We start from the raw sequence: 26,746 nt of genomic DNA, 5'->3' as shown, positions 1-26,746 counted from the left end.
TGGATGAGACGGTCGACATGGCGTTGGTGGATGATCGCATGAGCGTGTCGCGGGCCGCCGAATGGACCGGCGGGTCGGCGTCCGTCGGCGACTACTTCGAGCTGCTGAAGCCGCGCGTGATGTCGCTGGTGATCTTCACCGCGCTCACCGGCATGGTGATGGCGCCGGGGGGCATCCACCCGGTGCTCGGCTTCGTCGCGCTGCTCGCCATCGCCGTCGGCGCGGGCGCCTCGGGCGCGCTCAACATGTGGTACGACGCGGACATCGACCGGATCATGTCGCGCACCGCCAAGCGCCCGGTTCCGGCCGGCCGCATCGCCGCCGGCGAGGCCCTGCAGTTCGGCAGCGTGCTCTCCGTGCTTTCGGTGTTCGTGCTGGGCGTCGCCGTCAACTGGGTAGCCGCAGCGCTGCTCGCCTTCACCATCTTCTTCTACGTCGTCGTCTACACGATGGGCCTGAAGCGGCGCACGCCGCAGAACATCGTGATCGGCGGCGCCGCCGGCGCCTTCCCGCCGATGATCGGCTGGGCCGCCGTCACCGGCACGGTATCGATCGAGAGCATCGTCCTCTTCGCCATCATCTTCTTCTGGACGCCGCCGCACTTCTGGGCGCTGGCGCTCGTCAAGAGCGACGACTATGCCCGCGCCGGCGTGCCGATGCTGCCCGTCGTCGCCGGCCCCGAGACCACCCGTCGCCAGATCGTGCTCTACTCGCTGCTGCTGGCGCCGCTCGCTACTGCCCCGTGGCTGATGGGCTTCGCCGGCCTCGCCTACGGGGTGATCTCGATCGCGCTCGGCGCCGTCTTCCTGGCGCTCGCCGTCAAGGTGTGGCGCGTGACGGAGGGGCCGGAGGCGCGCCGCGCGGCGATGCGCCTCTTCGTGTTCTCGATCGGCTACCTCTTCACGCTGTTCGCCGTGCTGCTCGTCGAGCATCTCGTCGTCGCGGCCGGTCTGGGAGCGTGACGGTGGCGGACGAGGACGGCATCGAACTGACGCCGGAGCAGAAGCGTCGGCGTCGGGCTCGCAACATCGCCATCGCGGCCATGCTGGTCGCCCTGGTGGGGATCTTCTATCTGGTGACCCTCGTTCGGCTCGGCGGCAATATCGCCAGCCGGACCATGTAGGAAGGCGGATATGACGACGGACGCGAATGGAGACCAGGCAAACCGGCAGAACCGCAAGGTCGCGGTGACCTGTCTCGCCGTGTTTTCCGGCATGATCGGCCTCGCCTACGCCTCCGTGCCGCTCTACGATCTCTTCTGCAAGGTGACAGGCTACGGCGGCACCCCGAACCGGGTCGAAACCGCCGACGGTGTCACCGTGCTCGACAAGGACATCACGGTCCGTTTCGACGCGAACACCGCGCCGGGCCTACCCTGGCGGTTCGACGCCGACCAGCGTTCGGTGACGCTGAAGATCGGCGAGATGCGCACGATCAGCTACCGCGCGATCAACACCTCCGACCAGCCGACCGTCGGCACGGCCACGTTCAACGTCACCCCGGCCGCCGCCGGCGCCTACTTCTCCAAGATCGCCTGCTTCTGCTTCACCCAGCAGCCGCTGAAGCCGGGCGAGGAGATCGAGATGGGCGTGACCTTCTACGTCGATCCGGCGATCGTCAACGACCCGGACATCAACCAGGCGAAGACGATCACGCTGTCCTACACCTTCTTTCCGGCCAGCAAGCCGGAGAAACCCGTCGCCAGCGCGGCCGATCCGGCCGTCTTGCCGAACCGTCTGTAAACCAAGGGAAACCGACCCGTCGCCGGCGGCCAGGGGGCACGTCGCGGGGGACACCGGGAGAGTGAAATGGCCGGAGCAAAACCGAACCACGACTACCACCTCGTAGACCCGAGCCCCTGGCCGTTCCTGGGATCGGTCGGCGCCTTCTTCATGGCCCTTGGCGGGATCGCGCTGATGCGCTGGAGCGCCGGCGGTCAGCTGCTGATCGGCGGCGTGGACCTCGCCCAGCCCTGGATGTTCTTCGTCGGCCTGCTGGTGGTGCTCTACACCATGTTCGGCTGGTGGCGCGACACCGTGAAGGAGAGCCACGCCGGCTTCCACACCCGTGTCGTCAGCCTGCACCTGCGCTACGGCATGATCCTGTTCATCGCCTCCGAGGTGATGTTCTTCGTCGCCTGGTTCTGGGCCTACTTCGACGCCAGCTTCTACGCCGGCGAAGCCCAGCAGGTGCTCCGCGTGGAGCACACCGGCGGCACCTGGCCGCCTCAGGGCGTCGAGGTCTTCGACCCGTGGCACCTGCCGCTGTTCAACACCTTCATCCTGCTGTTCTCCGGCACGACCGTGACCTGGGCCCACCACGCCCTGCTGCACAACGACCGCCGCGGCCTGATCTGGGGTCTCGTCGCCACCATCGCCCTTGGCGCGCTGTTCTCCTACGTGCAGTACATCGAGTACTCTCACGCCGCTTTCCCCTTCGCGGGCAGCATCTACGGCGCGACCTTCTTCATGGCCACCGGCTTCCACGGCTTCCACGTGCTGGTCGGCACCATCTTCCTGCTCGTCTGCCTGATCCGGGCGCTTCGCGGCGACTTCACCCCGCAGAAGCACTTCGGCTTCGAAGCGGCCGCCTGGTACTGGCACTTCGTCGACGTGGTCTGGCTGTTCCTCTTCGCCGCCATCTACGTCTGGGGCTCCTGGGGCGCCACGATCCACGGCGAGTGAACCGCGGATCGAGCAAGTGATCACGGCGCGCGGATCCCTCCGCGCGCCGTTCGCGTTTCAATCGGGGGAAAACCGACCATGCAGGACAAGGCCCTTTATGCGCCGGTGCCGCCGGTCTCAGCCGCGATGCGTGGACGCTGCCCGCGCTGCGGCAACGGCCGCCTGTTCGACGGCTTTCTGGAGACCGCGCCCGGCTGCAAGGCCTGCGGCCTGGACTACAAGTTCATCGACAGCGGCGACGGCCCGGCGGTTTTCATCATCCTGATCGTCGGCTTCATCATCGTCGGCCTCGCCCTTTATGTGGAGGTCGCCTATCAGCCACCGTTGTGGCTGCACGCCATCCTCTGGCTGCCGCTGACGCTCGTTCTCTGTATCGGCTCCCTCCGCCCACTGAAGGGGCTGATGATAGGCCTGCAGTACAAGCACAAGGCTGAGGAGGGTCGGTTGACCGGGGGCGCACCCAAGTGACGGATCCAGGCACAGGCAGCGGCGGCAAGGCGGGATTCGTCGTCCTGACGGTGCTGACCGCGGTTGCCCTCGCCGTGCTTCTCGCCCTCGGCAGTTGGCAGATGTCCCGCCTCGCCTGGAAGGAAGACCTGATCGCCCGCGTAGAGGAACGCATCAACGCCGCTCCCGGGCCGCTTCCCGCCCCGGATACCTGGTCGACGCTGACCGACGAAGCGGTCGAATATCGTCCGGTCTCCTTTACCGCCACCTACGACAACGCCCGCGAGGTCCACGTCTTCATCGCGCTCGCCCAGCCCAAGGGAAAGCTCGGCGGCCAGGGCTATTTCGTGATGGTGCCGGCGACGCTGGAGGACGGCCGCATCGTGTTCGTCAACCGCGGCTTCGTTCCCCTCGACAGGAAGGACGCCTCGACGCGCCCGGAGGGCCGGCTCGACGGTCCGCGGACGATCAACGGCCTGATGCGGCCGGCCGAAGCAGCGTCGTGGATCAGCCCGGCCGACGACATCGCCAAGAACGTCTGGTTCGTCCGCGATCCCCGCAAGATGGCCGTGGCAGTGGGGCTGGACCCGACGCGCGTGGCGCCTTTCACGGTCGATGCAGCGGCCGGAGAAACGCCGGGCGGCTTACCCCAGGGCGGCGAGACGGTCGTGGCCTTCACCAACAACCACCTCGGCTATGCCATCACCTGGTTCGGCCTCGCGGCGTCACTGGCAACCATCTGGGCCATGCTGGCCTGGAAAAGGCGGCGCTAGGAGCGCCGTCAGGCCTTGGCCTTCGGCGACTTCTCCGTGAGCTTCTTCACCTCTTCCGGCGACATCGGCTGGCCGAACACGAAACCCTGGACGAAGTCGGCGCCGAACTCCAGCAGCTCCTCCAGTTCCGCTTCCGTCTCCGCGCCTTCGGCAACCACGTCCATGCCAAGGTCGTGGGCGAGGCTGATGATCGAGCGCAGGATCACGTGGCGGGTCTTGCCGGGCCCCTTGAGGAAGCTCTGGTCGATCTTCAGCGTGTCGGCAGGCAACCGCTGCAGGTAGGACAGCGACGAGAAGCCGGTGCCGAAATCGTCGAGGGCAAGGCCGGCGCCGAGCTCCTTCAGCCGGGCGAGTACCTGGGTGGCGAACTCCGGGTTCTCCATCACCAGGCTCTCGGTGAGTTCCAGGCGCAACGTACCCTTCGGCAGGCTGGTGCGGGCGAGCACCGCTTTCACGTCGTTGATGAGGTCGTGGCGCAGCAACTGGCGGCTGGACACGTTGACACTCATGAACAGCTCCTCGCCGCCGGGCAGGATCTCCTGCCAGCTGCCGAGCTGCCGAGCCGCCCGCTCCAGTACGAACAGCCCGAGCTGCACGATCAGGCCGGACCGCTCGGCCGCCGGGATGAAATCGGCCGGTGGAATGCGGCCCCGCTTGGGATGATCCCAGCGCAGCAGCGCTTCGAACCCGGCGATGGTGCGGTCCTCCAGCCGAACGATCGGCTGGTAGAGCACCTTCATCTCCTCCCGCTCGAGCGCCAGCTTGAGATCGGCCTCCAGCGAGAGGGCGTCTGCGGCGGCCGCGCGCAGCGAGGTGCGGTAGCTCTCGATCCGGTCGCCTCCGAGCCGCTTGGCATAGGCGACGGCGACCTCCGCGTCCTTCAGGAGATCGACCGCCTCGCGGGCTTCGCGGTCGTAGACGGCGATGCCGACCGAGGCGGTGAGGAAGATCTCCCGCTCGCCGAAGGCGATGGCCGCCCGGATGGCGCGGCGCACGGCGTCGGCGAAGGCGGCCACCCGGTCGGGCGACTGCTCGGAGAGGAGGATGATCGCGAAATGGTCGCCGTCCAGCCTGGTCAGGCTGTCGACCGGCTTCAGAAGCCGACCCAGCCGGCGGGCGATGGTCAGGAGGATGGAGTCGCCCACCGAAAGGCCGAGGCTTTCGTTGACCTGCCGGAAGCGGTCGATGTCGATCAGGAACACCGCCGGCTTGATCGCGCTCTCCGTCTGGGCGCGGGTGATCGCCGAGGCGAGCCGGTCGAAGAACAGCTCGCGGTTCGGCAGGCCGGTAAGGTTGTCGTGCACCGCGTCGTGCAGCAGCCGCTCCTGCGCGGTCTTGGCGTCGGTCACGTCGAGCAGCGTGCCGACGCAGCGAATCACCTCGCCGTCGTTGCCGAGGATCGGCCGCGCGCGCAGACGGAACCATTGGTAGTGCCCGTCCTTGGCGCGCAGGCGGAAGGTCTGCGCCAGCCGCCCCCGACGGGTCTCCACCACGGCGTCGAGCGTCGCCTTGAAGCGGTCACGGTCCTGCGGGTGGAGCACCTCCAGCCAGTCGCGGGCAGGGCCCTCCAGGGCGCCGCGCTTGAAGCCGAGGCTCTCTTCGGCCTCGTGGCTGGTGTAGATGCGGTCGCGCGTGACGTCCCAGTCCCAGATCACGTCGCCGGCGCCGGTGAGCGCAAGCGCCCGCCGCTCCGCGTCGTTCATCAGCCCGTCGGCGATCGCGCCGCCCGCAAAGGCGTGCTGCATGACGGTGAAGCCGAGCAGCAGCACGAGCAGCACGAGGCCGCCGGCAAGGGCCGGTTGGACGAGGTCGTTGACGAGCTCGCCCGAGACGGTGAGACCGGTGCCCGCCAGCCAGGCGATGAAGATCAGCCACGTCGGGATCAGCATGATCGCCCGGTCGTAGCCCCGGAAGGCGAGGCCGAGGATCAGGAGCAGTCCGAGCACGCCGAGACCGGCCAGCACCATGCGCGCGATGCCCGCCGCGATCGCCGGATCGTAGACCGCCACCCCGAACAGCGCGGTCAGAACCAGCAGCGTCATCAGCACCACGTGGCTGTAGCGCACGTGCCAGCGATTGAGGTTGAGGTAGGCGTAGAGGAAGATCACCAGCGTGACGGCGATCATCACCTCCGATCCGGCGCGATAGAGCTGGTCGGCGCCCGCCTGCAGGTCGAACAGCTTGTTCCAAAATCCGAAGTCGATGCAGAGGTAGGCCAAGACCGCCCACGCCAGCGCCGCCGTGGCCGGAAACATCATTGAGCCCTTCACCACGAAGAGGATGGTGAGGAAGAGGGCGAGCAGGCCCGAGATGCCGAGCACGATGCCCCGGTAGAGCGTGTAGGCGTTGACGCTGTCCTTGTAGGCATTGGGCTGCCAGAGCGTCAGCTGCGGCAGGTCGCCGGTGCGAAGCTCTGCGACGAAGGTGACGACGGTGCCGGGGTCCAGCGTGACGAGGAAGACGTCCGCGTCCTGGCTCGGCTGCCGTTCGGGCGTGAAGCCCTGGCTCGGCGTGATGGCCGCAATCCGGCTGGCGCCGAGGTCGGGCCACATCAGACCGGAACCGGCGAGCCGGAAATGCGGTGCGACGATCAGTCGGTCGAGCTGCTGGTCGGTGTTGTTGGAGAGGTGGAAGACCACCCACGTCGGCGCGGCCTCGGGCCCGCGCGCCCGAACCTCGATTCGCCGCACGATCCCGTCCGGCCCCGGCGCCGTGGACACCTGGATCGTGTCCTTGGTCTCGCGTCGGTATTCGATGGCGTTGGACAGGTCGATAGCGGCCGCGTCGGTCGGAATGCTGATCGGCTCGACCGCAAAGGCGGTCGTCGCCGCCACCAGCGTCAGGGCAGCCAGAAGGAACGCGAGCAGGCGGCGGGCAGTGGCCAAGACGACAGGTACTCCGGCACGGATCCTCGGTGGGCCGCTTCGGGCACCGCGGCATACGATAGGGGCAGTTTGACGCCGATCACAAGACCCGCGCGAGATGCTCGCCGTTATCCCGATCGGCATCGGCGCGTCTGGCGGGGCGGGGATCGTCGGCAAGAACGGCGAACAGCACATGGTCCTGCCAGCGCCCGTCGATCAGGAGATAGCGGCGCGCGAAGCCTTCGCGCCGAAATCCGACCTTTTCGAGGAGATGGATGGAGCGATCGTTGTGCGGCATCGACGCGGCCTCGATCCGGTGCAGGCGCAACGTATCGAAGGCATGCGGCAACAGGGTTCGGACCGCGTCGGTCATGTGACCCTTGCCTGCGTGGCGCTCGCCCATCCAGTAGCCGAGCGAGGCGGTCTGGGTGACGCCGCGCCGGACATTGGACAGCGTGACGCCGCCCATCAGCTGGTCGGTATCCGAGCGGAACACGAAGAAGGTGTAGCCGAGGTCCTCGCGGATCTCGCGGTGATAGCGCTTCACCCGGTGCTTGAAGGCGGTTCGGGTGAGATCGTCGGCCGGCCAGCTCGGCTCCCAGGGCTTCAGGAAGCCGCGGCTGGTCTCGCGCAGCTCCGCCCAGGCGACATAGTCGGTGATCTGGGGCGCGCGCAGGAACACCTGCTCGCCCCGAAGCGTGGGGCCCGTGTCGCCGACGACGACACGAAGCAGCGTCATGCCGCGCTCGCCGGAGCGACGCCGAACCGCGAGGCGATGGCATCGAGACGCGGAACGTCGGCGATGGGCCCGATGGCGGCAAGGGTGGGAGACGCGGACACGACCATCTTGGCCAGGTAGTCGCTGACCAGCCGCGGTGTGACCGCGTCGATCTTCTCCACGAGTTCGTCGAGCGGGATCTCGCGGCCGTGCACGAGGATCTGCCTGGCAATCTGGCCGGCGCGGGCCGCGGGGCTTTCCAGTGTCATCAGCAGGCCGGCGCGCAGCTGCGCCTTCGCCCGGGCGACCTCCGCCTCGCTGATCGTGCCGATCGCCCGCTCGATCTCGTCGAGCGTGGTCTCCACCAGCACCTGCGCGTCGCTCTCGCCGGTGGCGGCCGAGACGCCGAAGATGCCGGTGTCGCGGAAGCCCCAGTGGAAGGAATAGACGGAGTAGCAGAGGCCACGCTTCTCGCGGATCTCCTGGAACAGCCGCGAGGACATGCCGCCGCCGAGCACGGAGGCGGCGATCTGTGCGGTCGTGTAGTCGTCGGCGTAGTAGGAGGTGCCCGGGAAGCCCAGCACGATCTGCGCTTCCATCAGGTCGCGCTCTTCGCGCTTCTCGCCGCCGCGATAGGCCGCGTTGGCTTCTCCTGGTGGCGGGGAGGCCGGGTAGCCCTCGAACTTCTCCAGCGCGAGGTTGACGAGTTCGTCGTGCTCCACCTTGCCCGCTGCCGCGATCACCGTGCGCGAGCCGGTGTAGTGGCGGTTGAGATAAGATTTGAGCGCCGCGTCGGAAAAGCCCGTCACGGTCTCCACCGAGCCGAGGATCGGGCGACCGATCGGCTGGCCGGGGAAGGCGGCTTCCTGGAAGAAGTCGAACACCAGGTCTTCCGGGGTGTCGAGCGCGGCGCCGATCTCCTGGCCGATCACGTGCTTCTCGCGCGCCAGCTCCTCCGGGTCGAAGACGCTGTCCTGCAGGATGTCGGCGAGGATGTCGAGCGCGAGCGCCACGTCTCCCGCCAGCACCCGGGCGTAGTAGCTGGTGTTCTCGATCGACGTCGCGGCGTTGAGCTCGCCGCCGACATTCTCGATCTCCTCGGCGATCTCGACGGCGGATCGTTTGCTCGTCCCCTTGAAGGCCATGTGTTCCAGGAGATGCGAAATCCCGTTCTCGGAGGCTTCCTCGCTGCGGGAGCCGGCGCCGACCCAGACCCCGAGGGCCGTCGACGCCAGGTGGCTCATGCCGTGCGTGACGACCGTGATGCCGCTGGGAAGCTCCGTGATCTCGACCGCCATACGCGCTACGCCTCCACTTGAACCGCTCGGGTCCGCTCGCCGATGAAGGCCTCCACCGCCTCCAGGGTATTCTCCACCACGGTCTGACGTTCCGGCCTCGACATCAAGTCCCCGAGCCAGTCCGGCAGCGCCGGATAATCGCCGCTCGCCGCCACCACCGCGTCCGGGAACTTGGCGGGGTGGGCGGTTGCCAGCGTCACCATTGGGACATGGGGCGCCATCGTCCGCTCGGCCACCGCAAAGCCGGTGGCGGTGTGCGGGTCGAGCAGATACCCGGCCGCCTTGCGGACGTGGCGGATCGTCGCCGCGGTCGCCTGCTCGTTGGTTCGGTCAGCCGCGAACTCGGCCCTGATCGCCTTGAGCGCGTCCGGCTCCAGGCCGAATGCCTTCGACTGGGAGAGCTGGTCCATCATCCGCCGGACCGCCTCCCCGTCGCGCCCATGCGCTTCGAACAGCAGCCGCTCGAAGTTGGACGAGACCTGGATGTCCATCGACGGCGAGATGGTCGGCTGCACGCCAGTCACCTCGTAGCGCCCGGTCTCCAGGGTGCGGACCAGGATGTCGTTGACGTTGGTGGCGATCACCAGCTTCTCGATCGGCAGGCCCATCCGCTTGGCGACGTAGCCGGCGAAGATGTCGCCGAAGTTGCCGGTCGGCACGGTGAAGGACACAGGCCGGTGCGGCGCGCCGAGCGCGGTCGCTGCCACGAAATAGTAGACCACCTGCGCGACGATCCGGCCCCAGTTGATCGAGTTGACCCCGGAAAGGCGGACCCGGTCGCGGAAGGCGAAGTGGTTGAACATGCCTTTCACGATCGCCTGCGCGTCGTCGAAGGTCCCTTCCAGGGCGATCGCATGGACATTCGCGTCGGCCACCGTGGTCATCTGGCGGCGCTGGACCGCGGACACGCGCCCGTGCGGGAACAGGATGAAGATGTCGGTGTTGGCCCGCCCCCGGAACGCCTCGATGGCCGCGCCGCCCGTGTCGCCCGAGGTCGCGCCGACGATCGTCGCCTTCTGGCCGCGCGTGCCGAGGACATGGTCCATCAGGCGCGCCAGCAACTGCATGGCGACGTCCTTGAAGGCGAGCGTCGGACCGTGGAAGAGCTCCAGTACGAAGTGGTTGGCGCCGAGCTGGACCAGCGGCGTCACTGCCGGGTGCCGGAACACCGCGGGCGAATAGGAGGCCTCGATCATCGCCCTGAGGGTCGCGTCCGGAATGTCGCCGTCGACGAAGGGATGGATGACGCGGTAGGCGACTTCGGCGTAGGGCAGGCCGGCGAGGTCGGCGATCTCCTTGGCGCTGAAGGACGGCCAGCTCTCCGGAAGATACAGCCCGCCGTCGCGCGCAAGGCCTGCGAGGACGACGTCGGAGAAGGAGAGGTGGGGCGCCGTGCCCCGGGTGCTCACGTACTTCAAAGGGGGTCTCTTCAGGCCTCGGACTGACCACGGGCAGGCCCGTCTGTCATGGTTCGTGCGACCCTACAGATGCCGGCAGTCCCTCGCAAGGCTGCGGCGCAAGCGTTCTCGGCCCCCGTCGCACGCGCGATCAGGCGTGGCCGCTTTCACTGGAAAGCAGGGCGGGATCGATGCCGAGCGACGCCAGCGCGCGGGTGTAGCGCTGGTCCAGGTCCGCTTCGAAGATGATGGCCGGATCCGCCGCGCAGGTGAGCCACCCGTTGGCCTGGATCTCGGTCTCAAGTTGCCCCGGAGCCCAACCGGCATAGCCGAGCGCCAGCATCGCGTGCTCCGGCCCGCGGCCGTCGGCGATGGCCTTCAGGATCTCCAGCGTCGCGGTCAGCGAGATGTCGTCGTTGATCGGCAGCGTGGAGTTTTCCAGGTAGTAGTCCGAGGTGTGCAGCACGAAGCCACGCCCGGTCTCCACCGGTCCGCCGCGGTGCACCTTCATGCCACGGGCGGCGAACGGAAGCTTGATTTGCTTGTCATCGGAGATGATGTCGAGTTGCACCAGGAGGTCGCGGAACGACAGGTGCGACATCGGCTTGTTGATGATCAGCCCCATCGCCCCGTCGGCCGAATGCGCGCAGAGGTAGACGACGGTGCGGGCGAAGTTGCTTTCCTCGATGCCGGGCATCGAGATCAGGAACTGACCGTCCAGATAGCTTTCTCCGATGGTCATGTGATCCCGTGTACTCCGCAACTGGCGGCCCGCGGTGCCAAGCATAGCGCTGACACAAGATTTCTTCGCATCTTCTTGGCAATATGGCAGCAGTTTTCAACCGTTCAAGACTACATCAAGGAACGCAGCCGGTCCCGAACTGATTGCAGGGTAGGAATTAGTACCAATGCGACTTATCGCAAGCCTTGTCTGGACAGCCTGCCTACTCCTCCAGGTAGCGCCAGTGCGCGCCGGCGAGACGGTGCCGCCGGCTCGGACGGCGCTCCTGGTGGCAGGGCCCGCCGAAACGACGGGAACCTATGCCCTGGGCGTATCCTTCGAACTCCCGGAGGGCTGGCACACCTATTGGCGCAATCCCGGCGACGCGGGCGTCGCGCCTCTGATCTCAACCGACGGCAGCCGAAACCTGAAGAGCCTTGCCGTCCGCTATCCCGCTCCTGAGCGCTACTTCGACGGGTTTTCCACCTCGATCGTCTACCACGACAAGGTCGTCCTCCCCGTGACCGTGACGGCCGAGGATCCGGCCGCGCCGGTCGACCTTCGGCTTTCCATGACCTTCGGCTACTGCAAGGAGATCTGCGTGCCGGCGACCGCCGCGCTCGAAGCGGAACTCGCGCCTGGTTCGCAGACGGATGGCGCCGCCGCTGAAGCGATCGCAACCTACGAGGCTCGGGTGCCCGTTGACGAGAGCCGACTCGGCTCCGGCGAGGTCAAATTGGAGCCGCTGGCCGTCGATGGCGACGCCCTGCGTCTGACGGTTCGCGCTGCTGAAGACGTCGCGGATGTCGACCTTTTCGTCGAACCGCCGGATGGCTGGTATCTCGCCCAGCCCACAGAAATCTCGCGGGATGATGGAAAGGCGGTGTTCCGTCTGCCCCTGAAAGGCAAGCCGAAGAAGGCTCCGCTGGCCGGGGCCGAATTCCGCGTCACGGTCGTTGGCGTTCCCCAACCCTTCGAGGCGGTCCGAACTGCACCCTGACCCGTAGAAGGCCGGTCGGCACCGGATGCGGTTTCCATACGCTGGACGCCGTTGCCGTGAACCCTTATGAGTTTGCGACCCATACCGGATACGTATTTGACCTTAGAAGGATGCGCCCATGACGATCGCCGTTGGCAACAGCCTGCCGGACCTCAAGCTGAAGGTCGTGACCGCGGATGGACCGGAGGACAAGTCGACGGCCGATCTCTTCGGCGGCCGCAAGGTCGTGCTGTTCGCCGTGCCGGGCGCTTTCACGCCGACCTGCAGCATGAACCACCTGCCGGGCTTCCTTGAGAACGCCGACGCCATCCGTGCCAAGGGCGTCGAGGACATCCTTTGCCTGTCGGTCAACGATCACCACGTCATGAAGGCCTGGGCCCGCCACGCCGACGCGCTCGGCAAGATCACCTTTGTGTCGGACGGCGTGGCCGCCTTCACCAAGGCCGTTGGCCTCGACATCGACCTCTCCGGCGGCGGGCTGGGCGTTCGCTCCAAGCGCTACGCGATGATCGTCGAGGATGGCGTCGTGAAGTCGCTCGACGTCGAGGACAGCCCCGGCCAGGCCGTCGTCTCCAGCGCCGCGGCGGTCATCGAGAAGCTCTGATCGGGCTTAGCCGCCGGTGATCACGGTGAGGACGCGCGGCTCCGCCCGGATCAGCGCGTCCGACGTTTCCATCCGGTCGCCGTCGATCTGGAGCTTGATCCCCGTACCGGAGAAGCGAACCTCCGTCACCGCCCTGTCGGTGACGCCAGGGTGCCGATGCAGCCGGCCGACACCGAGCGCCAGGGCAGCCGCCGCGAGCGTGCGGGGCGCGTCGTCCTTGAGTGCTACGAGCCGCAGCCCCGGCCGGGTTGAATGGGTCTCCCGGGTGATCGTCAGCGGTCCGCCGTAGAACCCGGCCGTCGTTACCACGGCGAGGCGGCAAACGAACCGCTCCCCGTCCGCCTCGACCGTTACGTCCCGCCCTTGCCGCGCCACCGCGAGCCGAAGCGCCGCGGCCGCATAGGCGAGCTTGCCCCAACGCCGTTTGGTGAGCGAATCGACGGCGTGAACCACATCCGCGTCGAAGCCGGCCGAAACCATAAGGAGGAACGGGCGACCGCCGATCCGGCCGAGATGCAGCGGCTTCAGCTGGCGCGCCACGACCGCGTCGGCCATGGCCCGCGCGCGGAAGGGCAGGCCGAGTTCGTGGGCAAGGACGTTGGCGGTGCCGAACGGCAGCACGCCCAGCGCCGGCGGCGCTCCCGGCCGGCGCAGCAGCCCCGTCACGGCCTCGTTGATCGTCCCGTCGCCGCCACCCACGACCAGCGTGTCGACCGACGGATCCAGCGTCTCCGCAATCTCCGTGAGGTTTCCAGCGTACCGCGTCAGCCAGACCCGGACGGAGACACCGAGCGTGTCGAGCCGCTCGGAAAACCGGTCGAGCGCCCTGTAGCGGAAACCGCCGGCGATCGGATTGGCGACGACCAGCACGTTTCGGGTGACGGGAAAGTCTTCAAGGAGGGACGGCAGGACCGGGGAGGCGTCTACGGAATCCATGTCTCTCCTTGTCGGGCTCACCCGTTGGCGGCGCGCTCCGGGCGCTTCTTCAGGAACGGCGCCATGCCCTCCCGGGCGAGGGCATCGGCACGTTCGTTCATGTCATGGCCGGCGTGGCCCTTCACCCAGTGCCAGCTGACCTCATGCCGTTGCCGGGCCGCTTCCAGCCGCTGCCAGAGATCGGCGTTCTTGACCGGCTTCTTGTCGGCGGTCTTCCAACCGTTGCGCATCCAGCCGTGGATCCAGCCGGTGATCCCGCCCTTCACGTACTGGCTGTCGGTCCAAAGGTCGACGACGCAGCCCCGCTTCAAAGTCTCCAGCGCCACGCAGGCGGCGGTCAGCTCCATGCGGTTGTTCGTCGTGTCCGCTTCGCCGCCGCAGAGATCCTTCTCCACATCCCCCCAGACGAGCACTGCGCCCCACCCGCCGGGGCCCGGATTCCCCGAACACGCCCCGTCCGTGTAGATCGTGACGCGGCGCGGTGCCGAATCGGTCATATCGCGAAATCCTCCGGCACCAGCCCATACTCGGCAGCCAACGTGACCTGCCGATGAAACCGCAACTTCCTGACGTACTCGATGGGATCTTTTTTCTTCACCAGCGCCCCCGGCGGCGTCGACAGCCAGTCGTAGAGGCGCGTCAGGAGGAAGCGAAGGGCAGCCCCGCGGTTGAGCATCGGCAGCGCGGCGATCTCTTCGTCGGTGAGCGGCCGGACCTGTTGGTATCCGGTGAGAAGCGCCCGCGCCTTGGTCACGTTGAACTGGAGGTTGGGTTCGAAGCACCAGGAGTTCATGCAGACCGCGAGGTCGTAGGCGAAGAAGTCCGTGCAGGCGAAGTAGAAGTCGATCAGCCCGGAAAGCTCGCCCTTCAGGAAGAACACGTTGTCGGGAAAGAGATCGGCGTGGATGACGCCTTTCGGCAGGGCCGTGGGCCAGGACCTTTCCAGGACGTCGAGCTCCACAGCAATCTCGGCCGCTAGGCCGGGAAGCACCTCGTCCGCCCGCGCGCCGGACATCTCGAACAGCGGCCGCCAGTCCGACACCGTGAGGCCGTTCCGACGCTGCATCGGAAAATCGCGGCCTGCCTCGTGCAGCCTGGCGAGCGCCTGACCCAGCTGCAGGCAGTGCGAGACCTCGGGCCGCTTCACCCACATGCCGTCGAGGAAGGTGACGATGGCCGCCTTGCGCCCGGCCAGCGTGCCGAGCGTCTCGCCAGCGCGGTTGCGCACCGGACGCGGGCACGTGAGGCCGCTCTTGGCGAGATGGTCCATCAGGCCGATGAAGAAGGGCAGGTCGTTCGGATCCACCCGCTTCTCGTAGAGCGTCAGGATGAAGGTGCCGGCCTCGGTCCGCAGCAGGTAATTGGAGTTCTCAACGCCCTCCGCGATGCCTTTGGCCGAGACGAGGGAGCCAAGGTCGTAGCCCTCCAGGAAGGTCGCGAGTTCGTCGTCGGAGACCTCGGTGTAGACGGCCATAGGCTCTGCTCGTGAGGGGAGGGCGATCAGGCCGCCGGCTGGCGGAGTTCGCGGGGAAGGTTGAACGCGATGGTCTCGTCGGCCGTGCGGACCGACGTCACGGTTACATCGTAGCGCTCCGCGAAGGCGTCGATCACCTCCTCCACCAGCACTTCCGGCGCCGACGCGCCGGCCGTCAGGCCGAGCGTCTCGATCGTGCCGACCGCCTCCCAGTCGATCTCCGAGGCGCGCTGGATCAGGAAGGCCCGCTCGCAGCCCTCCCGCGCCGCGACCTCGCGCAGCCGCTGCGAGTTGGACGAGTTCGGCGCGCCCACCACGAGGAGCGCGTCGACCTGCGGCGCAACGGCCTTGACCGACTCCTGCCGGTTGGTCGTCGCGTAGCAGATGTCCTCCTTGTGCGGCGCCGTGATCCCGGGAAACCGCGCCGTCAGCGCCGCCACGATGGCCGCGGTGTCGTCCACGGAAAGGGTCGTCTGCGTGGTGAAGGCGAGCGGTGCGTCGGCCGGCAGGTCGAGGGTGGCGACGTCGTCCAGCGTCTCCACCAACGTGACCGCGCCTTCCGGCAACTGGCCCATAGTGCCGATCACCTCCGGATGCCCGGCGTGGCCGATCAGGATCACGTGCCGCCCCCGCCGGTGGTGCACCTCGGCCTCCCGGTGCACCTTGGTGACCAGCGGACAGGTGGCGTCGAGGTGGAAGAGATTGCGCGCCCGGGCCGCCGCCGGCACCGACTTCGCGACGCCGTGGGCGGAGAAGATCACCGGCTGCCCGGTATCCGGAATCTCGTCGAGCTCCTCGACAAACACCGCGCCTTTCCGGCGGAGCTCCTCCACGACGTACTTGTTGTGGACGATCTCGTGCCGCACGTAGACCGGTGCGCCATAGCGCTCCAGCGCCAGATCGACGATCTGGATCGCCCGGTCGACTCCGGCGCAGAAGCCGCGCGGCGCGCAGAGCAGGATGGAGAGCGGCGGTTTCGTCAAGGCGGGGCGTCCTTCGGGCGAAGCTGGTCGGAATAGAAGTGGTGAGCCGACCGGTGTCAAGCGAGGGGCGAGGCTCTTGCGGCCTGGATTGCCAGCGCCGGGTGGCTGAAATGCGACGTCCCGGCATTGCCACTGCCTCTGGCGTTCCCCGCCTCGCCAACCTCAAAGCCGCATGCTATGGAGGCCGCGACACGAGGTGAGGGTCGCCATGATTTCGTCTGGTCTGGGTGTGGTGCGCTCCGGCGCCGTGCTTCTCGCGATGGTCCTGTCGGCCTGTTCGTCGGTGCCGAACCTGAACCCGGCGGCGCTGGTGACGGGCGGCCGCGACCTGGAGGCTGAGCAGCGGTCGCTCCAGGAGTTCGCCCCGATCGAGGTCTGCCCCGAGGTCCAGGTGCGCGACGACACCCAGGTCATGCACGTCTACGAGCGCGGCCGGCAGGGTGATCCCTCGGCAACGCGGTTCCAGGCGACGATCACCAAGTTCGCCCGCGACTGCCGCACAGCGATGGGATCCACCTCGATCCGCGTCGGCTTGGCTGGGCGCCTGCTTTCCGGCCGGACCGCCGCGACGGGCACCGTGGAGCTGCCGATCCGCATTGCCCTGGTCAAGAACGGCAACGAGGTCGTCTCCTCCCAGCTGATCCGCGTTCCGGCGACCATCAATCCGGGCGAGGCTTCGGTGCTCTGGACCCGCATCGTCGATGGGATCACCATCGCCAGCGCCGAGGCCAACGCCCGCTACGTCATCTTCGTCGGCTTCGACGAAGGCGCCCCGAAAAGCTGAACGCCAGCAGGATCGACGGCCGGGCGGGGATTTTCTCGTCCATCCCGTTGACGGTGGCGATCGAAGCAGCGATTATCACGGAGCTTCGGGACGGTCGCGCCCCGGAGTTTTTCTTCACCCGGTTCGATCGGTTTGGCCGATGGTCAAATTGACGGATCTGATGAAGGAAGGACGCCGCGCGGGAGAGATCGGCCCTTCGTTCGGGGTCGGCGCCGAAGGAGCAACCGCCCCGGAAACTCTCAGGCTCAAGGACCGCTCGCGGCGAGCGACGCTCTGGAAAGCAGGTGTCGGACCGATGCGTCCGTCGCCTCACCGAAGGAGTAACCGGATCCCGTTTTCGGCCGCCGGCCGGAACGCCCGGGAAATCTCTCAGGTTTCGTGACAGAGGGGGCGCGTCTTCGAAGGCAATTCTTCGGACGCCACCCGAACGCACGGAGCCCATGATGGTCGACCACGCGCAAGCCGCGACCGAGACGCCCCTTCGTTACACCCCGCTCTACGATCGCCACGTCGCCCTCGGCGCGCGCATGGTGCCCTTCGCCGGCTATTCCATGCCGGTGCAATACGAGGGCATCATCGCAGAACACGCCCACACCCGCGCCGCCGCCGGCCTGTTCGACGTCAGCCACATGGGCCAGGCCTTCCTGATCGGCCCCGACCACGACACGACCGCTGCCGCCCTGGAGCGGCTCGTGCCGGCGGATATCCGTGCGCTCGGCCGCGGCCGTCAGCGCTACACCCAGTTCCTGAACCCGCAGGGCGGCATCCTCGACGACCTCATGGTCAGCCGCTCGCCGGATGCGGCCGATGACGGCACCCTGATGCTGATCGTCAACGCAGCCTGCAAGGACGACGATTTCGCCCATCTGGAGGCAAGCCTCCCCGCCGGCGTCCGGCTGCAGCGGGCGGACGACCGCGCTCTCCTCGCCCTCCAAGGTCCGAAGGCCGTCGACGTGCTGGTCCGCCTCGGTGCGGACGTCGCCGACTGGCCGTTCATGACCGCTTCACAGGCGACCATCGCCGGCATCGACTGCTCGGTGACTCGCTCCGGCTACACCGGCGAGGACGGCTTCGAAATTTCGGTCCGGAACACCAATGCCGTCGCGCTTTGGGACGCCCTCGTCGCCGACGACGACGTGAAGCCGATCGGCCTCGGCGCCCGCGACAGCCTGCGCCTTGAGGGCGGGCTCTGCCTTTACGGCCACGACATCGACCAGGCGACCACGCCGGTGGAAGCGAACCTGCTCTGGTCGATCCAGAAGCGTCGCCGCGAGGAGGGTGGCTTTCCCGGCGATCATGTCATCCGCGAGCAGATCGCCAACGGCGCGCCGCGCCTCCGCGTCGGCATCCGGCCCGAGGGCAGGGCGCCCGCGCGCGAGGGCACGGAGATCCTCTCCCGCGACGGGCAGCCGATCGGCACGGTCACCTCGGGCGGCTTCGGCCCGACGGTGAACGGGCCCGTCGCCATGGGCTACGTCGCCGCCGCCCACGCCGCCGCCGGCACGCCGGTGACCCTGATGGTTCGTGGCAAGCCGCTCGCCGCCGAGGTGGTCGCGCTGCCGTTCGTGCCGGCCCGGTTCTACCGGGGCCGCTGACGGGCGCGGGTATTTCTTCGGCCGGACAATGGCATGGCCGGCTCTCCTGACCCTGAATCACCGTCTGAAGTCCCTGAATCATCGTCGCAACAAGCCGGTCCGAACCGGCGCACAGAGGATCCAGTCCCCCATGGCTAAGTTCTTCACCAAGGACCACGAGTGGCTTTCCGTCGACGGCAACGTCGCCACAGTGGGCATCACCGACTATGCCCAGCAACAGCTTGGCGATGTCGTCTTCGTCGAGCTTCCGGAAGTCGGCAAGGCCGTCACAAAAGGCGGCGAAGCCGCGGTCGTGGAGAGCGTCAAGGCAGCGAGCGAAGTCTACGCGCCGGTATCCGGCACGGTGACGGACGTGAACGCGGCCCTCGCCGAGAACCCGGCGACGGTGAACGAAGCGCCGGAAACGGAAGGCTGGTTCGTCCGCATCGAACTCTCCGACGAAGGCGAACTCGCCGAGCTCATGGACGAGGCGGCCTACCGCGCCTACGTCGACACGCTCTGACCGGGAGGCATCCATGCGTTACCTTCCCCTCACGGACGCGGATCGGGCGGAGATGCTCGGCGCCATCGGCGTCGCCGACATAGACGCGCTCTTTGCGGACATCCCCCTCGACAAGCGCCTGACCGATCTCCCGAGCCTGCCGCTGGCCCAGTCCGAGATGGCCGTCGAACGGAAGCTCGCCGCACTCGCCGCCCGCAACGTCTCCGCCGGCTCGGTTCCCTTCTTCGTCGGCGCCGGTGCCTACCGTCATCACGTGCCGGCGACGGTGGATCACCTGATCCAGCGCTCCGAGTTCCTGACCTCCTACACGCCGTACCAGCCCGAGGTGTCGCAGGGCACGCTGCAGGTTCTGTTCGAGTTCCAGTCGCAGGTGGCGCGCCTCACCGGCATGGAAGTCGCCAATGCGTCCATGTACGACGGCTCGACCGGCACCGCGGAGGCCGTGCTGATGGCCCACCGCATCACCCGCCGCAACAAGGCGGTGGTCTCCGGCGGCCTGCACCCGCACTACCGCGGCGTGACGCGGACCGTCTCCGAGATGGCCGGCGACCGCGTCGATACGCTCGATCCCGATCCGACAGGCACCGAGGACATCCTCGCCCGGATCGACGGCGAGACCTCCTGCGTCGTGGTCCAGTCTCCGTCCTTCTACGGCCACCTGGTCGACCTCAGGCCGATCGCGGAGAAGGCGCACGCCGTCGGCGCGCTTCTGATCGCGGTCTTCACCGAGGTGATGGCGCTCGGCCTGATCGAGCCGCCCGGCGCTCAGGGCGCCGATATCGTGGTCGGGGAGGGGCAGTCGCTCGGCAACCCTCTGACCTTCGGCGGCCCCTACGTCGGTCTCTTCGCCACGCGCGAGAAGTTCGTCCGGCAGATGCCGGGCCGGCTCTGCGGCGAGACGGTGGACGCGGACGGCAAGCGTGGCTTCGTGCTGACGCTCTCCACCCGCGAGCAGCACATCCGCCGCGACAAGGCGACGTCCAACATCTGCACCAACTCCGGGCTCTGCTGCCTGGCCTTCTCCATCCACATGACGCTGCTCGGCGAGACCGGGCTGACGCGGCTCGCCCGCCTCAACCACGCCAATGCCGTAAAGCTCGCCGGCCTGCTGGAGACAGTGCCCGGGGTGGAGGTGCTCAACCGCACCTTCTTCAACGAGTTCACGATCCGCGTCCGCCGCAACGCGACCGACGTCGTCCAGGCGCTTGCCGACCGCGGCGTCCTCGGCGGCGTGCCGGCGCGCCGCCTGGAGCCGAAGCATCCCTGGCTCGACGACCTCATCGTCGTCGCCTCCACCGAAGTGAACACCGACGAGGACCGCGCCGCCTTTTCCGCCGCGCTGAAGGAGGTGCTGGCATGACCATGAACCGAGAAGGCCGCCCCACCGCGCCGGCCGCAACGAAGGACGCGGGTGTGTCGCCTACCTTCACCGGTAACCGCGCGCTGGATATCGAGGAGAAGCTGATCTTCGAGGTCGGCCGCCTGGATGTCACCGGCGTCGATGTGGAGGATCCCGGCTCTTTCCAGGATCGCCTCGGCGGCCATGCACGCAAGGCGCCGATCGACCTGCCGGGCCTGACCGAACCGGAGGCGATGCGGCACTACGTGCGCCTTTCCCGCCAGAACTACGCCATCGACCTAGGCCTCTACCCGCTCGGCTCGTGCACCATGAAGCACAACCCGCGGCTCAATGAGAAAATGGCGCGCCTGCCGGGCTTTGCCGACGTGCACCCGCTGCAGCCGCTCTCCACCGTGCCGGGGGCGATCGACCTCGTCGCCGAACTCGGCCGCTGGCTGCTGGAACTGACCGGCATGGCGTCCGTCGCCATGAGCCCGAAGGCCGGTGCACACGGCGAGTACTGCGGCATGGCGGCCATCAAGGCGGCGATCGCGGCGAAGGGCGAGACCCGACCGATCGTGCTCGTCCCGGAATCGGCGCACGGAACCAACCCGGCGACCGCCGCCGCCCTCGGCTTCAAGGTGGTGCCCGTGCCCGCCCGCGCCGACGGGACGGTCGATCCCGCGGAGGTGAGGAAGCTGCTCTCGCCGGACGTCGCGGCGATCATGCTGACGAACCCGAACACCTGCGGCCTGTTCGAGCGCGACATCGTGGAGATCGCCGAGGCGGTGCACGCGGCGGGCGCCTACTTCTACGCCGACGGCGCGAACTTCAACGCCATCGTCGGCAAGGTCCGCCCGGGCGACCTCGGTGTCGACGCCATGCACATCAACCTGCACAAGACCTTCTCCACGCCACACGGCGGCGGCGGTCCGGGCGCGGGGCCGGTGGTGCTGTCGGAGAAGTTGGCGCCCTTCGCGCCCGTGCCCTTCGTTCGTTTCAACCCGGACGGCTCGGGCGAGTTCGTCGAGACGCGCAAGCAGGCGGGCGACACCGCGACGCCGTTCGGCCGCATCACCGCCTTCCACGGCCAGATGGGCATGTTCGTGCGCGCGCTCACCTACATGATGAGCCACGGCGCCGACGGCCTGCGCCAAGCTTCCGAGGATGCGGTGCTTTCAGCCAACTACATCAAGGCGCGCCTCTCCGACGTGATGACCGTCGCGTTCCCCGAGCGCCCGGCGATGCACGAGGTGCTGTTCGACGATCGCTTCCTCGACGGCACCGGCGTCACCACGCTCGACTTCGCCAAGGCGATGATCGACGAGGGCTACCACCCGATGACCATGTACTTCCCGCTGGTGGTGCACGGCGCGATGCTGATCGAGCCGACCGAATCGGAAAGCAAGCAGAGCCTCGACCAGTTCATCGGCACGCTCCGTCATCTCGCCGAGAAGGCGAAGGCCGGCGAGGTGGAGAGCTTCAAGGCGGCCCCGCGGCTCGCCCCGCGCAAGCGGCTGGACGAGACCCGCGCCGCCCGCCAGCCGAAGCTGGCCTGGTCGGAGCCCACGACTCCGAAGGCCGAAGCAGCCGAGTAGGTGCCGCCGATTCGGGGCGCAGCCGACCGGACGCGCCCCGAATGCACCGGACCGCCCGGTCTTTCCCGACTCGCTCCTGTCGCGTAGGCTTCGGGTTCACCGGAGGCTGACGCATGGCGATCGGCACCATCCCGCCCGTGTTCGGCGAGGCGCCACTTTCGGTGGCGACGCTCGGTGGCGGTGGTTTGCGCGATGGCCAGACCATCGAAGCGCGCGTATTGGAGCGGGTCTCCGCCGACATCCTCCGGCTCGCGACCTCCAGCGGACGTCTCGACGTGGTGCTGCCGAAGTCCGGCGTGCCCGGGCTGCCGCAGCCCGGCTCGATCGTGCACCTGCAGGTCGGACATGCCTCCTCGGCAGGGACTCCGATCCTCCAGTTCATCGACGGCCCGGCGCGCGGCCTGACCGTGACCGTCCGCCAGTCCGAGGCGACGCGGCCGCAGCCGACTCCCGCGCCACAGGCGCAGCCGGTCCCGGCGAGAACGGAAGCTGCACCCGCCTCGCCGGCGGCCCAGGCGCTCGAGAGCGTGGTGACGCGGGCCCTGCAGCGCCAGAACGGAGCGGCCCCTCTCTTTGCGACCGCCGAGGCGCTGCTGGCCGCCCCGCCGGGAACTGTCCCGCGCCCGGTCGCAGCGGCACTCCAAGCCCTGCTTGGGCTGAGGCTGGGCGACGGACGGCCGGTAACTCCGGAGACCGTCCGGGACGCGTTTCGCGCATCCGGCGTGTTCGCCCCGCCTCCAACGGCGCCCGGCCGTCCGCCCGCGGACCTGAAAGCCGCGCTGACGACACTGAGGACGGTGCTCGGCACCTGGCTGGCGACCCCCGCGCCCAACAACACCCCGAAGCCGACGGCTCCGCAGACCGGTTCCCCGCAGTCCCAGCCACCCGCCGGATCGGCGGTCCCACCCGCTTCGACCGCTACCGGGCAGGCTGCAGGGGCTGCGGTCAGGCCCGGACTGCCGGGCATGCCGCTGGTTCCGGCTCTTCCGCTCGTCCCCGTGCCGATCCGGGACGCGGCGACGACCGGGACCGAGGCAGTCGATGCCGAACCGGGAACACCCGACGAGGAGCCCCTGTTGTTGCGCCAGCCGCTGGAGGTTCGGTCGGACACGGCCAAACATCTGCCGCCCCCGCATCGCGGGTTTCCGCCGGAAGGGCAACCGGCGCAGACGGCCGTGCCGCCGGGCGACGCCGAGGCGGTGCGCTCCCTCGCGGCGCGGGCGCTGGAGGAGGCCGACCACGCCGCCGCTCGGGTCGTTCTTCACCAGGCGGCGTCCCTCGATCCGGCCAATCCGGAGATCAGGCCCGCCCGCGATGGTCCGGCCCACTTCTCCTTCGAGATCCCGCTGGCAGGCCCGACCGGCACCAGCATCGCTGATGTCCGCGTGGAGCGTGACGCCCGCCGCGGAGCCGGCGCGGAGGGGGACGGGCGGACCTGGAGGGTACAGATCGCCTTTGCGGTCGACCCGCTGGGGCCAGTCCAGGCCCGGATCGGCTTGCTGCCCGGGCACAGAATCGCCGTCGCGCTCTGGTGCGAGAGGCCCGAGGCGGTCGCATCCCTGGAAGACATGATCGCTGAGTTGAGAACCGGGCTCCAGGCGGCTGGACTGGAGGTCGCCGCGATCGACCTTCGACTCGGTCGACCACCCGAGACCGCTGCGCCGACATCGGGCGGACTGCACAGGATCGATCGCAGCCTATGAGCCAGCCAGAGGACCCTCCCGCCCGCATCGCCGTCGCGCTGCGCTACGAAGCGCCGAACGCACCCACCGTCGTCGCGACGGGACGGGGATACGTCGCCGACGAGATCGTCGAGCGCGCCCGCGAGGCCGGCGTCGCGATCGAAGAGAACCCGCTTCTGGCGCAGGCGCTGTCCCGACTGGAACTCGACGAGGAGATCCCGGTGGAACTCTACCGGGCCGTCGCCGAGGTCGTCGGCTTCGTGCTGCGCAGCGCCGCCCGACGCTGAACGAAACCGTCCCGACCATCGGATCCCGACCCCGCGGCTTGTGCTTGGGCCGAATGCACCTACCTCAACTCCGAGGCACCGACGGCGAACGTCCGTGCAAGGGGAGGATCCCGTGAGCACGGCTTTCACCAGACGCGCTTTTCTTGCAGGTTCGGTCGCGGCTCCGGCTGCCTATCTGCTCGTCCGTCCGGCAAACGCGCAGGAGACGTTGCAGCCGACGCCAGCCTGCGGCGACCAGCCGACCGTCCGCCAGACCGAAGGCCCGTATTTCAAGCCGAAGTCGCCGCTCCAGCGCGATCTCGTGCCCGCAGGGGCCGGCGGACCGACGCTGGCGCTCTGGGGGCTGGTCGTCGGCCTCGATTGCCGCCCGGTTGCCGGCGCTCTGGTCGATCTCTGGCACGCCGACGACACGGGAGCCTATGACAACGTCGGCTACCGCTGTCGCGGGCATCAATTCACGGACGAGCGGGGACGCTATCTCTTCCGAACCGTCGTTCCGGGGCTCTACCCCGGCCGGACCCGCCACTATCACGTGAAGGTCCAGGCGCCGGGCGGCCCGGTGCTGACGACGCAGCTCTATTTCCCCGGCGAGCGGCAAAACGCGGCGGATTGGATCTTCGATCCGTCGCTGGTGCTGACCCTGGGCGACGACGCGACCGGCCGGACCGGTCGCTTCGACTTTGCGATCGCGACGTGAACGCGTCCGTCAGGCGCTGATGCCGCCCCAGACCCGAAAGGCCTCGACGACCGGCGCGACTTCCTTCAGGCGCCGGACGACCGTCTCCGCGCCCGCGTCCATCAGGATCTCGCCGTGGCCCTGCCAGGTATGGGCGCCACCGACGAAGCCGATGACCCGCATGCCCGCCGCGACCGCACCGGTCACGCCCGGAACGGAATCCTCGATGACGACCACGTCGCGCGGCTCGACGCCGAACTCGCGGGCCGCATGCAGGAACACGTCGGGCGCCGGCTTGCCGCGCCGCGTGCCGACCTCGGGAGCCGAGAAGATGTAAGGCTTGAACCGGTTGTGCAGGCCGGTCGCCTCCAGCGTGATCTTCAGGCGCGTCGTGGATGAGTTGGAACAGATGCACCGCGGCGCGTCGAGCGTATCGAGGAGGTCGTGGATGCCGCTGATCGCCTGGACGGTGGCGAGCCGCTTGTCGATCTCCGCGTCGGCCCGATCCTTGAACTCGTCCGGCAGCGATCGCCCGAGTTCCTCCTCGATCGCGGCAACGATCTGCGGGCCCGTCATTCCCACGAAGCGGGAGTTCATCTCCGCCGCGGTGACGTTGTAGCCGTATTCCGTGAGGATCTCTGCATTGACCTGCGCCGCGACGATTTCGGAATCGACGAGCACGCCGTCACAGTCGAAAATGATGAGCATGGCGTCTCTTGAAGTGGTGTGTCTCGGGGCGGACCATCCGGTCCGGTCGATCGATCGGCCTGAAGCCGATCCGTTCCCCATCGTTGCGTGCGCTTTATCAGCCCTGGCCTTTCGGCAGAACCCCGGAAATGCGCAGACCTGGGTTGCGCCGCTTCCGGAAACTTCACCCGGTCACTGGAAAGCGGTCTCCATGAAGCTTCTGAGCTTGCGCGAATGCAGCCGTTCGGGCGCCATCTGCCGCAGCTTCTCCATCGCCAGCATGCCGATCTCCAGGTGCTGGCTGACCTGCCGGCGATAGAAGGCGCTGGCCATGCCTGGAAGCTTCAACTCGCCGTGCAGCGGCTTGTCGGATACGCAAAGCAGGGTGCCGTAGGGCACGCGGAAGCGGAAGCCATTGGCAGCGATGGTGGCGGACTCCATGTCGAGCGCCACGGCGCGCGACTGCGAGAAGCGCTGCACGGGCTCGCGGTGGTCGCGCAGCTCCCAGTTCCGGTTGTCGATGGTGGCGACGGTTCCGGTGCGCATGATGCGCTTGAGCTCCCAGCCGTCGAGCCCAGTCACCTCCGCCACTGCCTGCTCCAGCGCGACCTGCACTTCGGCGAGGGCCGGGATTGGGATCCACACCGGCAGGTCCGCGTCCAGCACATGGTCCTCACGGACGTAACCGTGCGCCAGCACGTAGTCGCCGAGCTTCTGGCTGTTCCGCAGGCCCGCGCAGTGGCCGAGCATCAGCCAAGCGTGCGGGCGGAGCACGGCGACGTGGTCGGTGATCGTCTTGGCGTTCGATGGCCCGACGCCGATGTTGACCAGCGTGATGCCGGAATGGCCGGGTCGCGTGAGATGGTAGGCGGGCATCTGCGGCAGCCGCGGCGGCGCTTCGCCGGAGGACGGCGCGCTCTCGCCCGACAGCGTGACGAGGTTGCCCGGCTCCACGAAGGAGGCGTAGTCGCTCGACCCGGACGCCATCAGTTCGCGCGCCTTGGCGGCGAACTCGTCGACGTAGAACTGGTAGTTGGTGAACAGCACGAAGTTCTGGAAATGCACCGGCGACGTGGCGGTGTAGTGCTGCAGCCGATGCAGCGAATAATCCACCCGCGGCGCCGTGAACGGGGCGAGCGGCAGCGGGTCGCCGAGCCGCGGCTCCAGCGTTCCGTTGACGATGGCATCGTCGGTCACCGCGAGGTCCGGCACGTCGAACATGTCGCGTAGCGCCCGCGGCATCGCCTCCACCAGCGTGCCCTCAACGTGGGCTCCTTCGAAGAAGGCAAAGTGGAGGGGGATTGGCACGTCCGATTCACCCACCTCGACCGGCACGGCGTGGTTCTTGACCAGCAGGCCGATCTGCTCGGTGAGATAGTCCCGGAACAGCCGCGGCCGCGAGATCGTCGTGGTGTAGACACCCGGCCCCGGAACATGGCCGTAGGAGAGGCGGGAGTCGGACAGGGCGTGGGTATCGGTGATGGCGCGGACGAGCGGATAGGTGGCGCGGATCCGCCCCTCCGGCACGGTGCCGTGCACCACGCTGTCAAAACCGTCGCGGATGAAGGCGGTGTTGCGGTCGTAGATCTCGATCAGGCGATCGACGGCGGCCTTGGGGTCTGTGAAGGCCTGGAAGTCGATCGGCTCAGGGCGGCTGATCGTGGCGGGCGATTTCGTCCGGTCGTTCATAGGTATCT

General features: G+C 68.1%; 27 protein-coding genes and 1 riboswitch. Of the genes, 16 read left to right on the top strand and 11 right to left on the bottom strand.

The features are described 5' to 3' along the window. The first annotated feature begins 38 nt into the window (after window positions 1-38). The 6 genes from HZ321_RS00955 to HZ321_RS00930 all read left to right on the top strand — a co-directional run bounded on the left by HZ321_RS00955 (window position 39) and on the right by HZ321_RS00930 (window position 3,904). Window positions 39-962: a heme o synthase gene (locus HZ321_RS00955; RefSeq protein WP_244635513.1), complete on the top strand. Its 924-nt coding sequence runs from the start codon at window positions 39-41 to the stop codon at window positions 960-962. Window positions 963-964: 2 nt separating this feature from the next. Continuing rightward, window positions 965-1,123: a hypothetical protein gene (locus tag HZ321_RS00950; protein ID WP_181699310.1), complete on the top strand. Its 159-nt coding sequence runs from the start codon at window positions 965-967 to the stop codon at window positions 1,121-1,123. Between the two features lie 10 nt (window positions 1,124-1,133). Beyond that, window positions 1,134-1,742: a cytochrome c oxidase assembly protein gene (locus tag HZ321_RS00945; protein WP_181699308.1), complete on the top strand. Its 609-nt coding sequence runs from the start codon at window positions 1,134-1,136 to the stop codon at window positions 1,740-1,742. 66 nt (window positions 1,743-1,808) lie between these two features. After that, entirely contained in the window at window positions 1,809-2,684 is an 876-nt protein-coding gene (locus HZ321_RS00940) for a cytochrome c oxidase subunit 3 (RefSeq protein ID WP_181699306.1), read from the top strand. Between the two features lie 78 nt (window positions 2,685-2,762). Beyond that, the gene (locus HZ321_RS00935; RefSeq protein WP_181699303.1) at window positions 2,763-3,152 is read left to right on the top strand and encodes a DUF983 domain-containing protein; all 390 of its coding nucleotides are present in this window, start codon (window positions 2,763-2,765) and stop codon (window positions 3,150-3,152) included. Beyond that, a complete protein-coding gene (locus HZ321_RS00930) occupies window positions 3,149-3,904 on the top strand; it encodes an SURF1 family protein (protein WP_342343794.1) in 756 nt (251 codons plus the stop codon). The genes HZ321_RS00935 and HZ321_RS00930 overlap by 4 nt, the downstream gene beginning before the upstream one ends. Window positions 3,905-3,912: 8 nt before the next feature. On the opposite strand, the gene HZ321_RS00925 is transcribed toward HZ321_RS00930, so the two are convergent. The 5 genes from HZ321_RS00925 to HZ321_RS00905 form a co-directional block, all read right to left on the bottom strand. Beyond that, a complete protein-coding gene (locus HZ321_RS00925; RefSeq protein ID WP_244635511.1) occupies window positions 3,913-6,789 on the bottom strand; it encodes an EAL domain-containing protein in 2,877 nt (958 codons plus the stop codon). 79 nt (window positions 6,790-6,868) lie between these two features. After that, complete coding sequence (locus HZ321_RS00920; RefSeq protein WP_181699299.1) at window positions 6,869-7,507, bottom strand: GNAT family N-acetyltransferase; 639 nt, start codon at window positions 7,505-7,507, stop codon at window positions 6,869-6,871. Then, entirely contained in the window at window positions 7,504-8,784 is a 1,281-nt protein-coding gene (locus HZ321_RS00915) for a M16 family metallopeptidase (protein ID WP_181699296.1), read from the bottom strand. Before HZ321_RS00915 ends, HZ321_RS00920 begins: the two co-directional genes overlap by 4 nt. Before the next feature lie 5 nt (window positions 8,785-8,789). Further along, complete coding sequence (gene thrC, locus HZ321_RS00910; RefSeq protein ID WP_181699294.1) at window positions 8,790-10,202, bottom strand: threonine synthase; 1,413 nt, start codon at window positions 10,200-10,202, stop codon at window positions 8,790-8,792. A gap of 130 nt (window positions 10,203-10,332) precedes the next feature. Further along, a complete protein-coding gene (locus tag HZ321_RS00905) occupies window positions 10,333-10,968 on the bottom strand; it encodes a YqgE/AlgH family protein (RefSeq protein ID WP_181699292.1) in 636 nt (211 codons plus the stop codon). 121 nt (window positions 10,969-11,089) lie between these two features. Between HZ321_RS00905 and HZ321_RS00900 the strand changes: the two genes are divergently transcribed. Then, on the top strand, window positions 11,090-11,902 hold the full coding sequence (locus HZ321_RS00900; protein ID WP_181699290.1) for a protein-disulfide reductase DsbD domain-containing protein: 813 nt from the start codon (window positions 11,090-11,092) through the stop codon (window positions 11,900-11,902). Between the two features lie 118 nt (window positions 11,903-12,020). Further along, entirely contained in the window at window positions 12,021-12,506 is a 486-nt protein-coding gene (locus HZ321_RS00895; RefSeq protein ID WP_181699287.1) for a peroxiredoxin, read from the top strand. A 6-nt stretch (window positions 12,507-12,512) separates the two neighbouring features. On the opposite strand, the gene HZ321_RS00890 is transcribed toward HZ321_RS00895, so the two are convergent. The 4 genes from HZ321_RS00890 to ispH are packed head-to-tail and all read right to left on the bottom strand — an operon-like array spanning window position 12,513 to window position 15,899. Continuing rightward, window positions 12,513-13,442 carry a diacylglycerol/lipid kinase family protein gene (locus tag HZ321_RS00890; protein WP_181699286.1) on the bottom strand — a complete coding sequence of 310 codons (930 nt, stop codon included), beginning with the start codon at window positions 13,440-13,442 and terminating at the stop codon, window positions 12,513-12,515. A 17-nt stretch (window positions 13,443-13,459) separates the two neighbouring features. Next, window positions 13,460-13,939: a ribonuclease HI gene (rnhA, locus tag HZ321_RS00885; RefSeq protein ID WP_181699284.1), complete on the bottom strand. Its 480-nt coding sequence runs from the start codon at window positions 13,937-13,939 to the stop codon at window positions 13,460-13,462. Beyond that, window positions 13,936-14,916 carry a homoserine kinase gene (locus tag HZ321_RS00880; RefSeq protein WP_181699282.1) on the bottom strand — a complete coding sequence of 327 codons (981 nt, stop codon included), beginning with the start codon at window positions 14,914-14,916 and terminating at the stop codon, window positions 13,936-13,938. The genes rnhA and HZ321_RS00880 overlap by 4 nt, the downstream gene beginning before the upstream one ends. Window positions 14,917-14,942: 26 nt before the next feature. Further along, window positions 14,943-15,899, bottom strand: coding sequence for a 4-hydroxy-3-methylbut-2-enyl diphosphate reductase (ispH, locus tag HZ321_RS00875; protein ID WP_181699280.1), 957 nt, complete (start codon window positions 15,897-15,899; stop codon window positions 14,943-14,945). 208 nt (window positions 15,900-16,107) lie between these two features. Between ispH and HZ321_RS00870 the strand changes: the two genes are divergently transcribed. From HZ321_RS00870 to HZ321_RS00835, 8 genes are all read left to right on the top strand, one after another. Next, entirely contained in the window at window positions 16,108-16,683 is a 576-nt protein-coding gene (locus tag HZ321_RS00870; protein ID WP_181699278.1) for a hypothetical protein, read from the top strand. Between the two features lie 169 nt (window positions 16,684-16,852). After that, window positions 16,853-16,948: riboswitch (glycine riboswitch) on the top strand. A 175-nt stretch (window positions 16,949-17,123) separates the two neighbouring features. Continuing rightward, window positions 17,124-18,278: a glycine cleavage system aminomethyltransferase GcvT gene (gene gcvT, locus HZ321_RS00865; RefSeq protein WP_425305357.1), complete on the top strand. Its 1,155-nt coding sequence runs from the start codon at window positions 17,124-17,126 to the stop codon at window positions 18,276-18,278. Between the two features lie 130 nt (window positions 18,279-18,408). After that, the gene (gene gcvH, locus HZ321_RS00860) at window positions 18,409-18,780 is read left to right on the top strand and encodes a glycine cleavage system protein GcvH (protein ID WP_181699276.1); all 372 of its coding nucleotides are present in this window, start codon (window positions 18,409-18,411) and stop codon (window positions 18,778-18,780) included. A gap of 13 nt (window positions 18,781-18,793) precedes the next feature. Beyond that, the gene (gene gcvPA, locus HZ321_RS00855) at window positions 18,794-20,140 is read left to right on the top strand and encodes an aminomethyl-transferring glycine dehydrogenase subunit GcvPA (RefSeq protein ID WP_181699274.1); all 1,347 of its coding nucleotides are present in this window, start codon (window positions 18,794-18,796) and stop codon (window positions 20,138-20,140) included. Further along, complete coding sequence (gene gcvPB / locus HZ321_RS00850; protein ID WP_181699272.1) at window positions 20,137-21,717, top strand: aminomethyl-transferring glycine dehydrogenase subunit GcvPB; 1,581 nt, start codon at window positions 20,137-20,139, stop codon at window positions 21,715-21,717. The genes gcvPA and gcvPB overlap by 4 nt, the downstream gene beginning before the upstream one ends. 113 nt (window positions 21,718-21,830) lie before the next feature. Next, the gene (fliK, locus tag HZ321_RS00845) at window positions 21,831-23,420 is read left to right on the top strand and encodes a flagellar hook-length control protein FliK (protein WP_181699270.1); all 1,590 of its coding nucleotides are present in this window, start codon (window positions 21,831-21,833) and stop codon (window positions 23,418-23,420) included. Then, the gene (locus HZ321_RS00840; protein ID WP_181699268.1) at window positions 23,417-23,686 is read left to right on the top strand and encodes an EscU/YscU/HrcU family type III secretion system export apparatus switch protein; all 270 of its coding nucleotides are present in this window, start codon (window positions 23,417-23,419) and stop codon (window positions 23,684-23,686) included. The genes fliK and HZ321_RS00840 overlap by 4 nt, the downstream gene beginning before the upstream one ends. Window positions 23,687-23,798: 112 nt before the next feature. Further along, window positions 23,799-24,383 carry a dioxygenase family protein gene (locus HZ321_RS00835; RefSeq protein WP_342343793.1) on the top strand — a complete coding sequence of 195 codons (585 nt, stop codon included), beginning with the start codon at window positions 23,799-23,801 and terminating at the stop codon, window positions 24,381-24,383. 9 nt (window positions 24,384-24,392) lie between these two features. On the opposite strand, the gene HZ321_RS00830 is transcribed toward HZ321_RS00835, so the two are convergent. Beyond that, a complete protein-coding gene (locus HZ321_RS00830; protein ID WP_181699265.1) occupies window positions 24,393-25,070 on the bottom strand; it encodes an HAD family hydrolase in 678 nt (225 codons plus the stop codon). Window positions 25,071-25,241: 171 nt separating this feature from the next. After that, window positions 25,242-26,738 (bottom strand): AMP nucleosidase, encoded by a 1,497-nt coding sequence (locus tag HZ321_RS00825; protein WP_181699263.1) that lies wholly within the window; start codon window positions 26,736-26,738, stop codon window positions 25,242-25,244. Window positions 26,739-26,746 lie beyond the last annotated feature (8 nt).

The sequence above is a fragment of the Chthonobacter albigriseus genome (assembly GCF_013839445.1).
Taxonomy (GTDB): Bacteria; Pseudomonadota; Alphaproteobacteria; order Rhizobiales; family Pleomorphomonadaceae; genus Chthonobacter; species Chthonobacter albigriseus.
This window is presented reverse-complemented; position numbering and strand designations above follow the sequence as displayed.

Excerpts from the sequence above, each read along its gene's own strand:
- HZ321_RS00955 (WP_244635513.1), top strand. The coding sequence starts at position 39 with ATGAGCGTGTCGCGGGCCGCCGAATGGACCGGCGGGTCGGCGTCCGTC.
- HZ321_RS00945 (WP_181699308.1), top strand. The coding sequence starts at position 1,134 with ATGACGACGGACGCGAATGGAGACCAGGCAAACCGGCAGAACCGCAAG.
- HZ321_RS00940 (WP_181699306.1), top strand. The coding sequence starts at position 1,809 with ATGGCCGGAGCAAAACCGAACCACGACTACCACCTCGTAGACCCGAGC.
- HZ321_RS00935 (WP_181699303.1), top strand. The coding sequence starts at position 2,763 with ATGCAGGACAAGGCCCTTTATGCGCCGGTGCCGCCGGTCTCAGCCGCG.
- HZ321_RS00920 (WP_181699299.1), bottom strand. The coding sequence starts at position 7,507 with ATGACGCTGCTTCGTGTCGTCGTCGGCGACACGGGCCCCACGCTTCGG.
- HZ321_RS00915 (WP_181699296.1), bottom strand. The coding sequence starts at position 8,784 with ATGGCGGTCGAGATCACGGAGCTTCCCAGCGGCATCACGGTCGTCACG.
- HZ321_RS00905 (WP_181699292.1), bottom strand. The coding sequence starts at position 10,968 with ATGCTTGGCACCGCGGGCCGCCAGTTGCGGAGTACACGGGATCACATG.
- HZ321_RS00900 (WP_181699290.1), top strand. The coding sequence starts at position 11,090 with ATGCGACTTATCGCAAGCCTTGTCTGGACAGCCTGCCTACTCCTCCAG.
- HZ321_RS00895 (WP_181699287.1), top strand. The coding sequence starts at position 12,021 with ATGACGATCGCCGTTGGCAACAGCCTGCCGGACCTCAAGCTGAAGGTC.
- HZ321_RS00890 (WP_181699286.1), bottom strand. The coding sequence starts at position 13,442 with ATGGATTCCGTAGACGCCTCCCCGGTCCTGCCGTCCCTCCTTGAAGAC.
- rnhA (WP_181699284.1), bottom strand. The coding sequence starts at position 13,939 with ATGACCGATTCGGCACCGCGCCGCGTCACGATCTACACGGACGGGGCG.
- HZ321_RS00880 (WP_181699282.1), bottom strand. The coding sequence starts at position 14,916 with ATGGCCGTCTACACCGAGGTCTCCGACGACGAACTCGCGACCTTCCTG.
- HZ321_RS00870 (WP_181699278.1), top strand. The coding sequence starts at position 16,108 with ATGATTTCGTCTGGTCTGGGTGTGGTGCGCTCCGGCGCCGTGCTTCTC.
- gcvT (WP_425305357.1), top strand. The coding sequence starts at position 17,124 with ATGATGGTCGACCACGCGCAAGCCGCGACCGAGACGCCCCTTCGTTAC.
- gcvH (WP_181699276.1), top strand. The coding sequence starts at position 18,409 with ATGGCTAAGTTCTTCACCAAGGACCACGAGTGGCTTTCCGTCGACGGC.
- gcvPA (WP_181699274.1), top strand. The coding sequence starts at position 18,794 with ATGCGTTACCTTCCCCTCACGGACGCGGATCGGGCGGAGATGCTCGGC.
- gcvPB (WP_181699272.1), top strand. The coding sequence starts at position 20,137 with ATGACCATGAACCGAGAAGGCCGCCCCACCGCGCCGGCCGCAACGAAG.
- fliK (WP_181699270.1), top strand. The coding sequence starts at position 21,831 with ATGGCGATCGGCACCATCCCGCCCGTGTTCGGCGAGGCGCCACTTTCG.
- HZ321_RS00840 (WP_181699268.1), top strand. The coding sequence starts at position 23,417 with ATGAGCCAGCCAGAGGACCCTCCCGCCCGCATCGCCGTCGCGCTGCGC.
- HZ321_RS00830 (WP_181699265.1), bottom strand. The coding sequence starts at position 25,070 with ATGCTCATCATTTTCGACTGTGACGGCGTGCTCGTCGATTCCGAAATC.
- HZ321_RS00825 (WP_181699263.1), bottom strand. The coding sequence starts at position 26,738 with ATGAACGACCGGACGAAATCGCCCGCCACGATCAGCCGCCCTGAGCCG.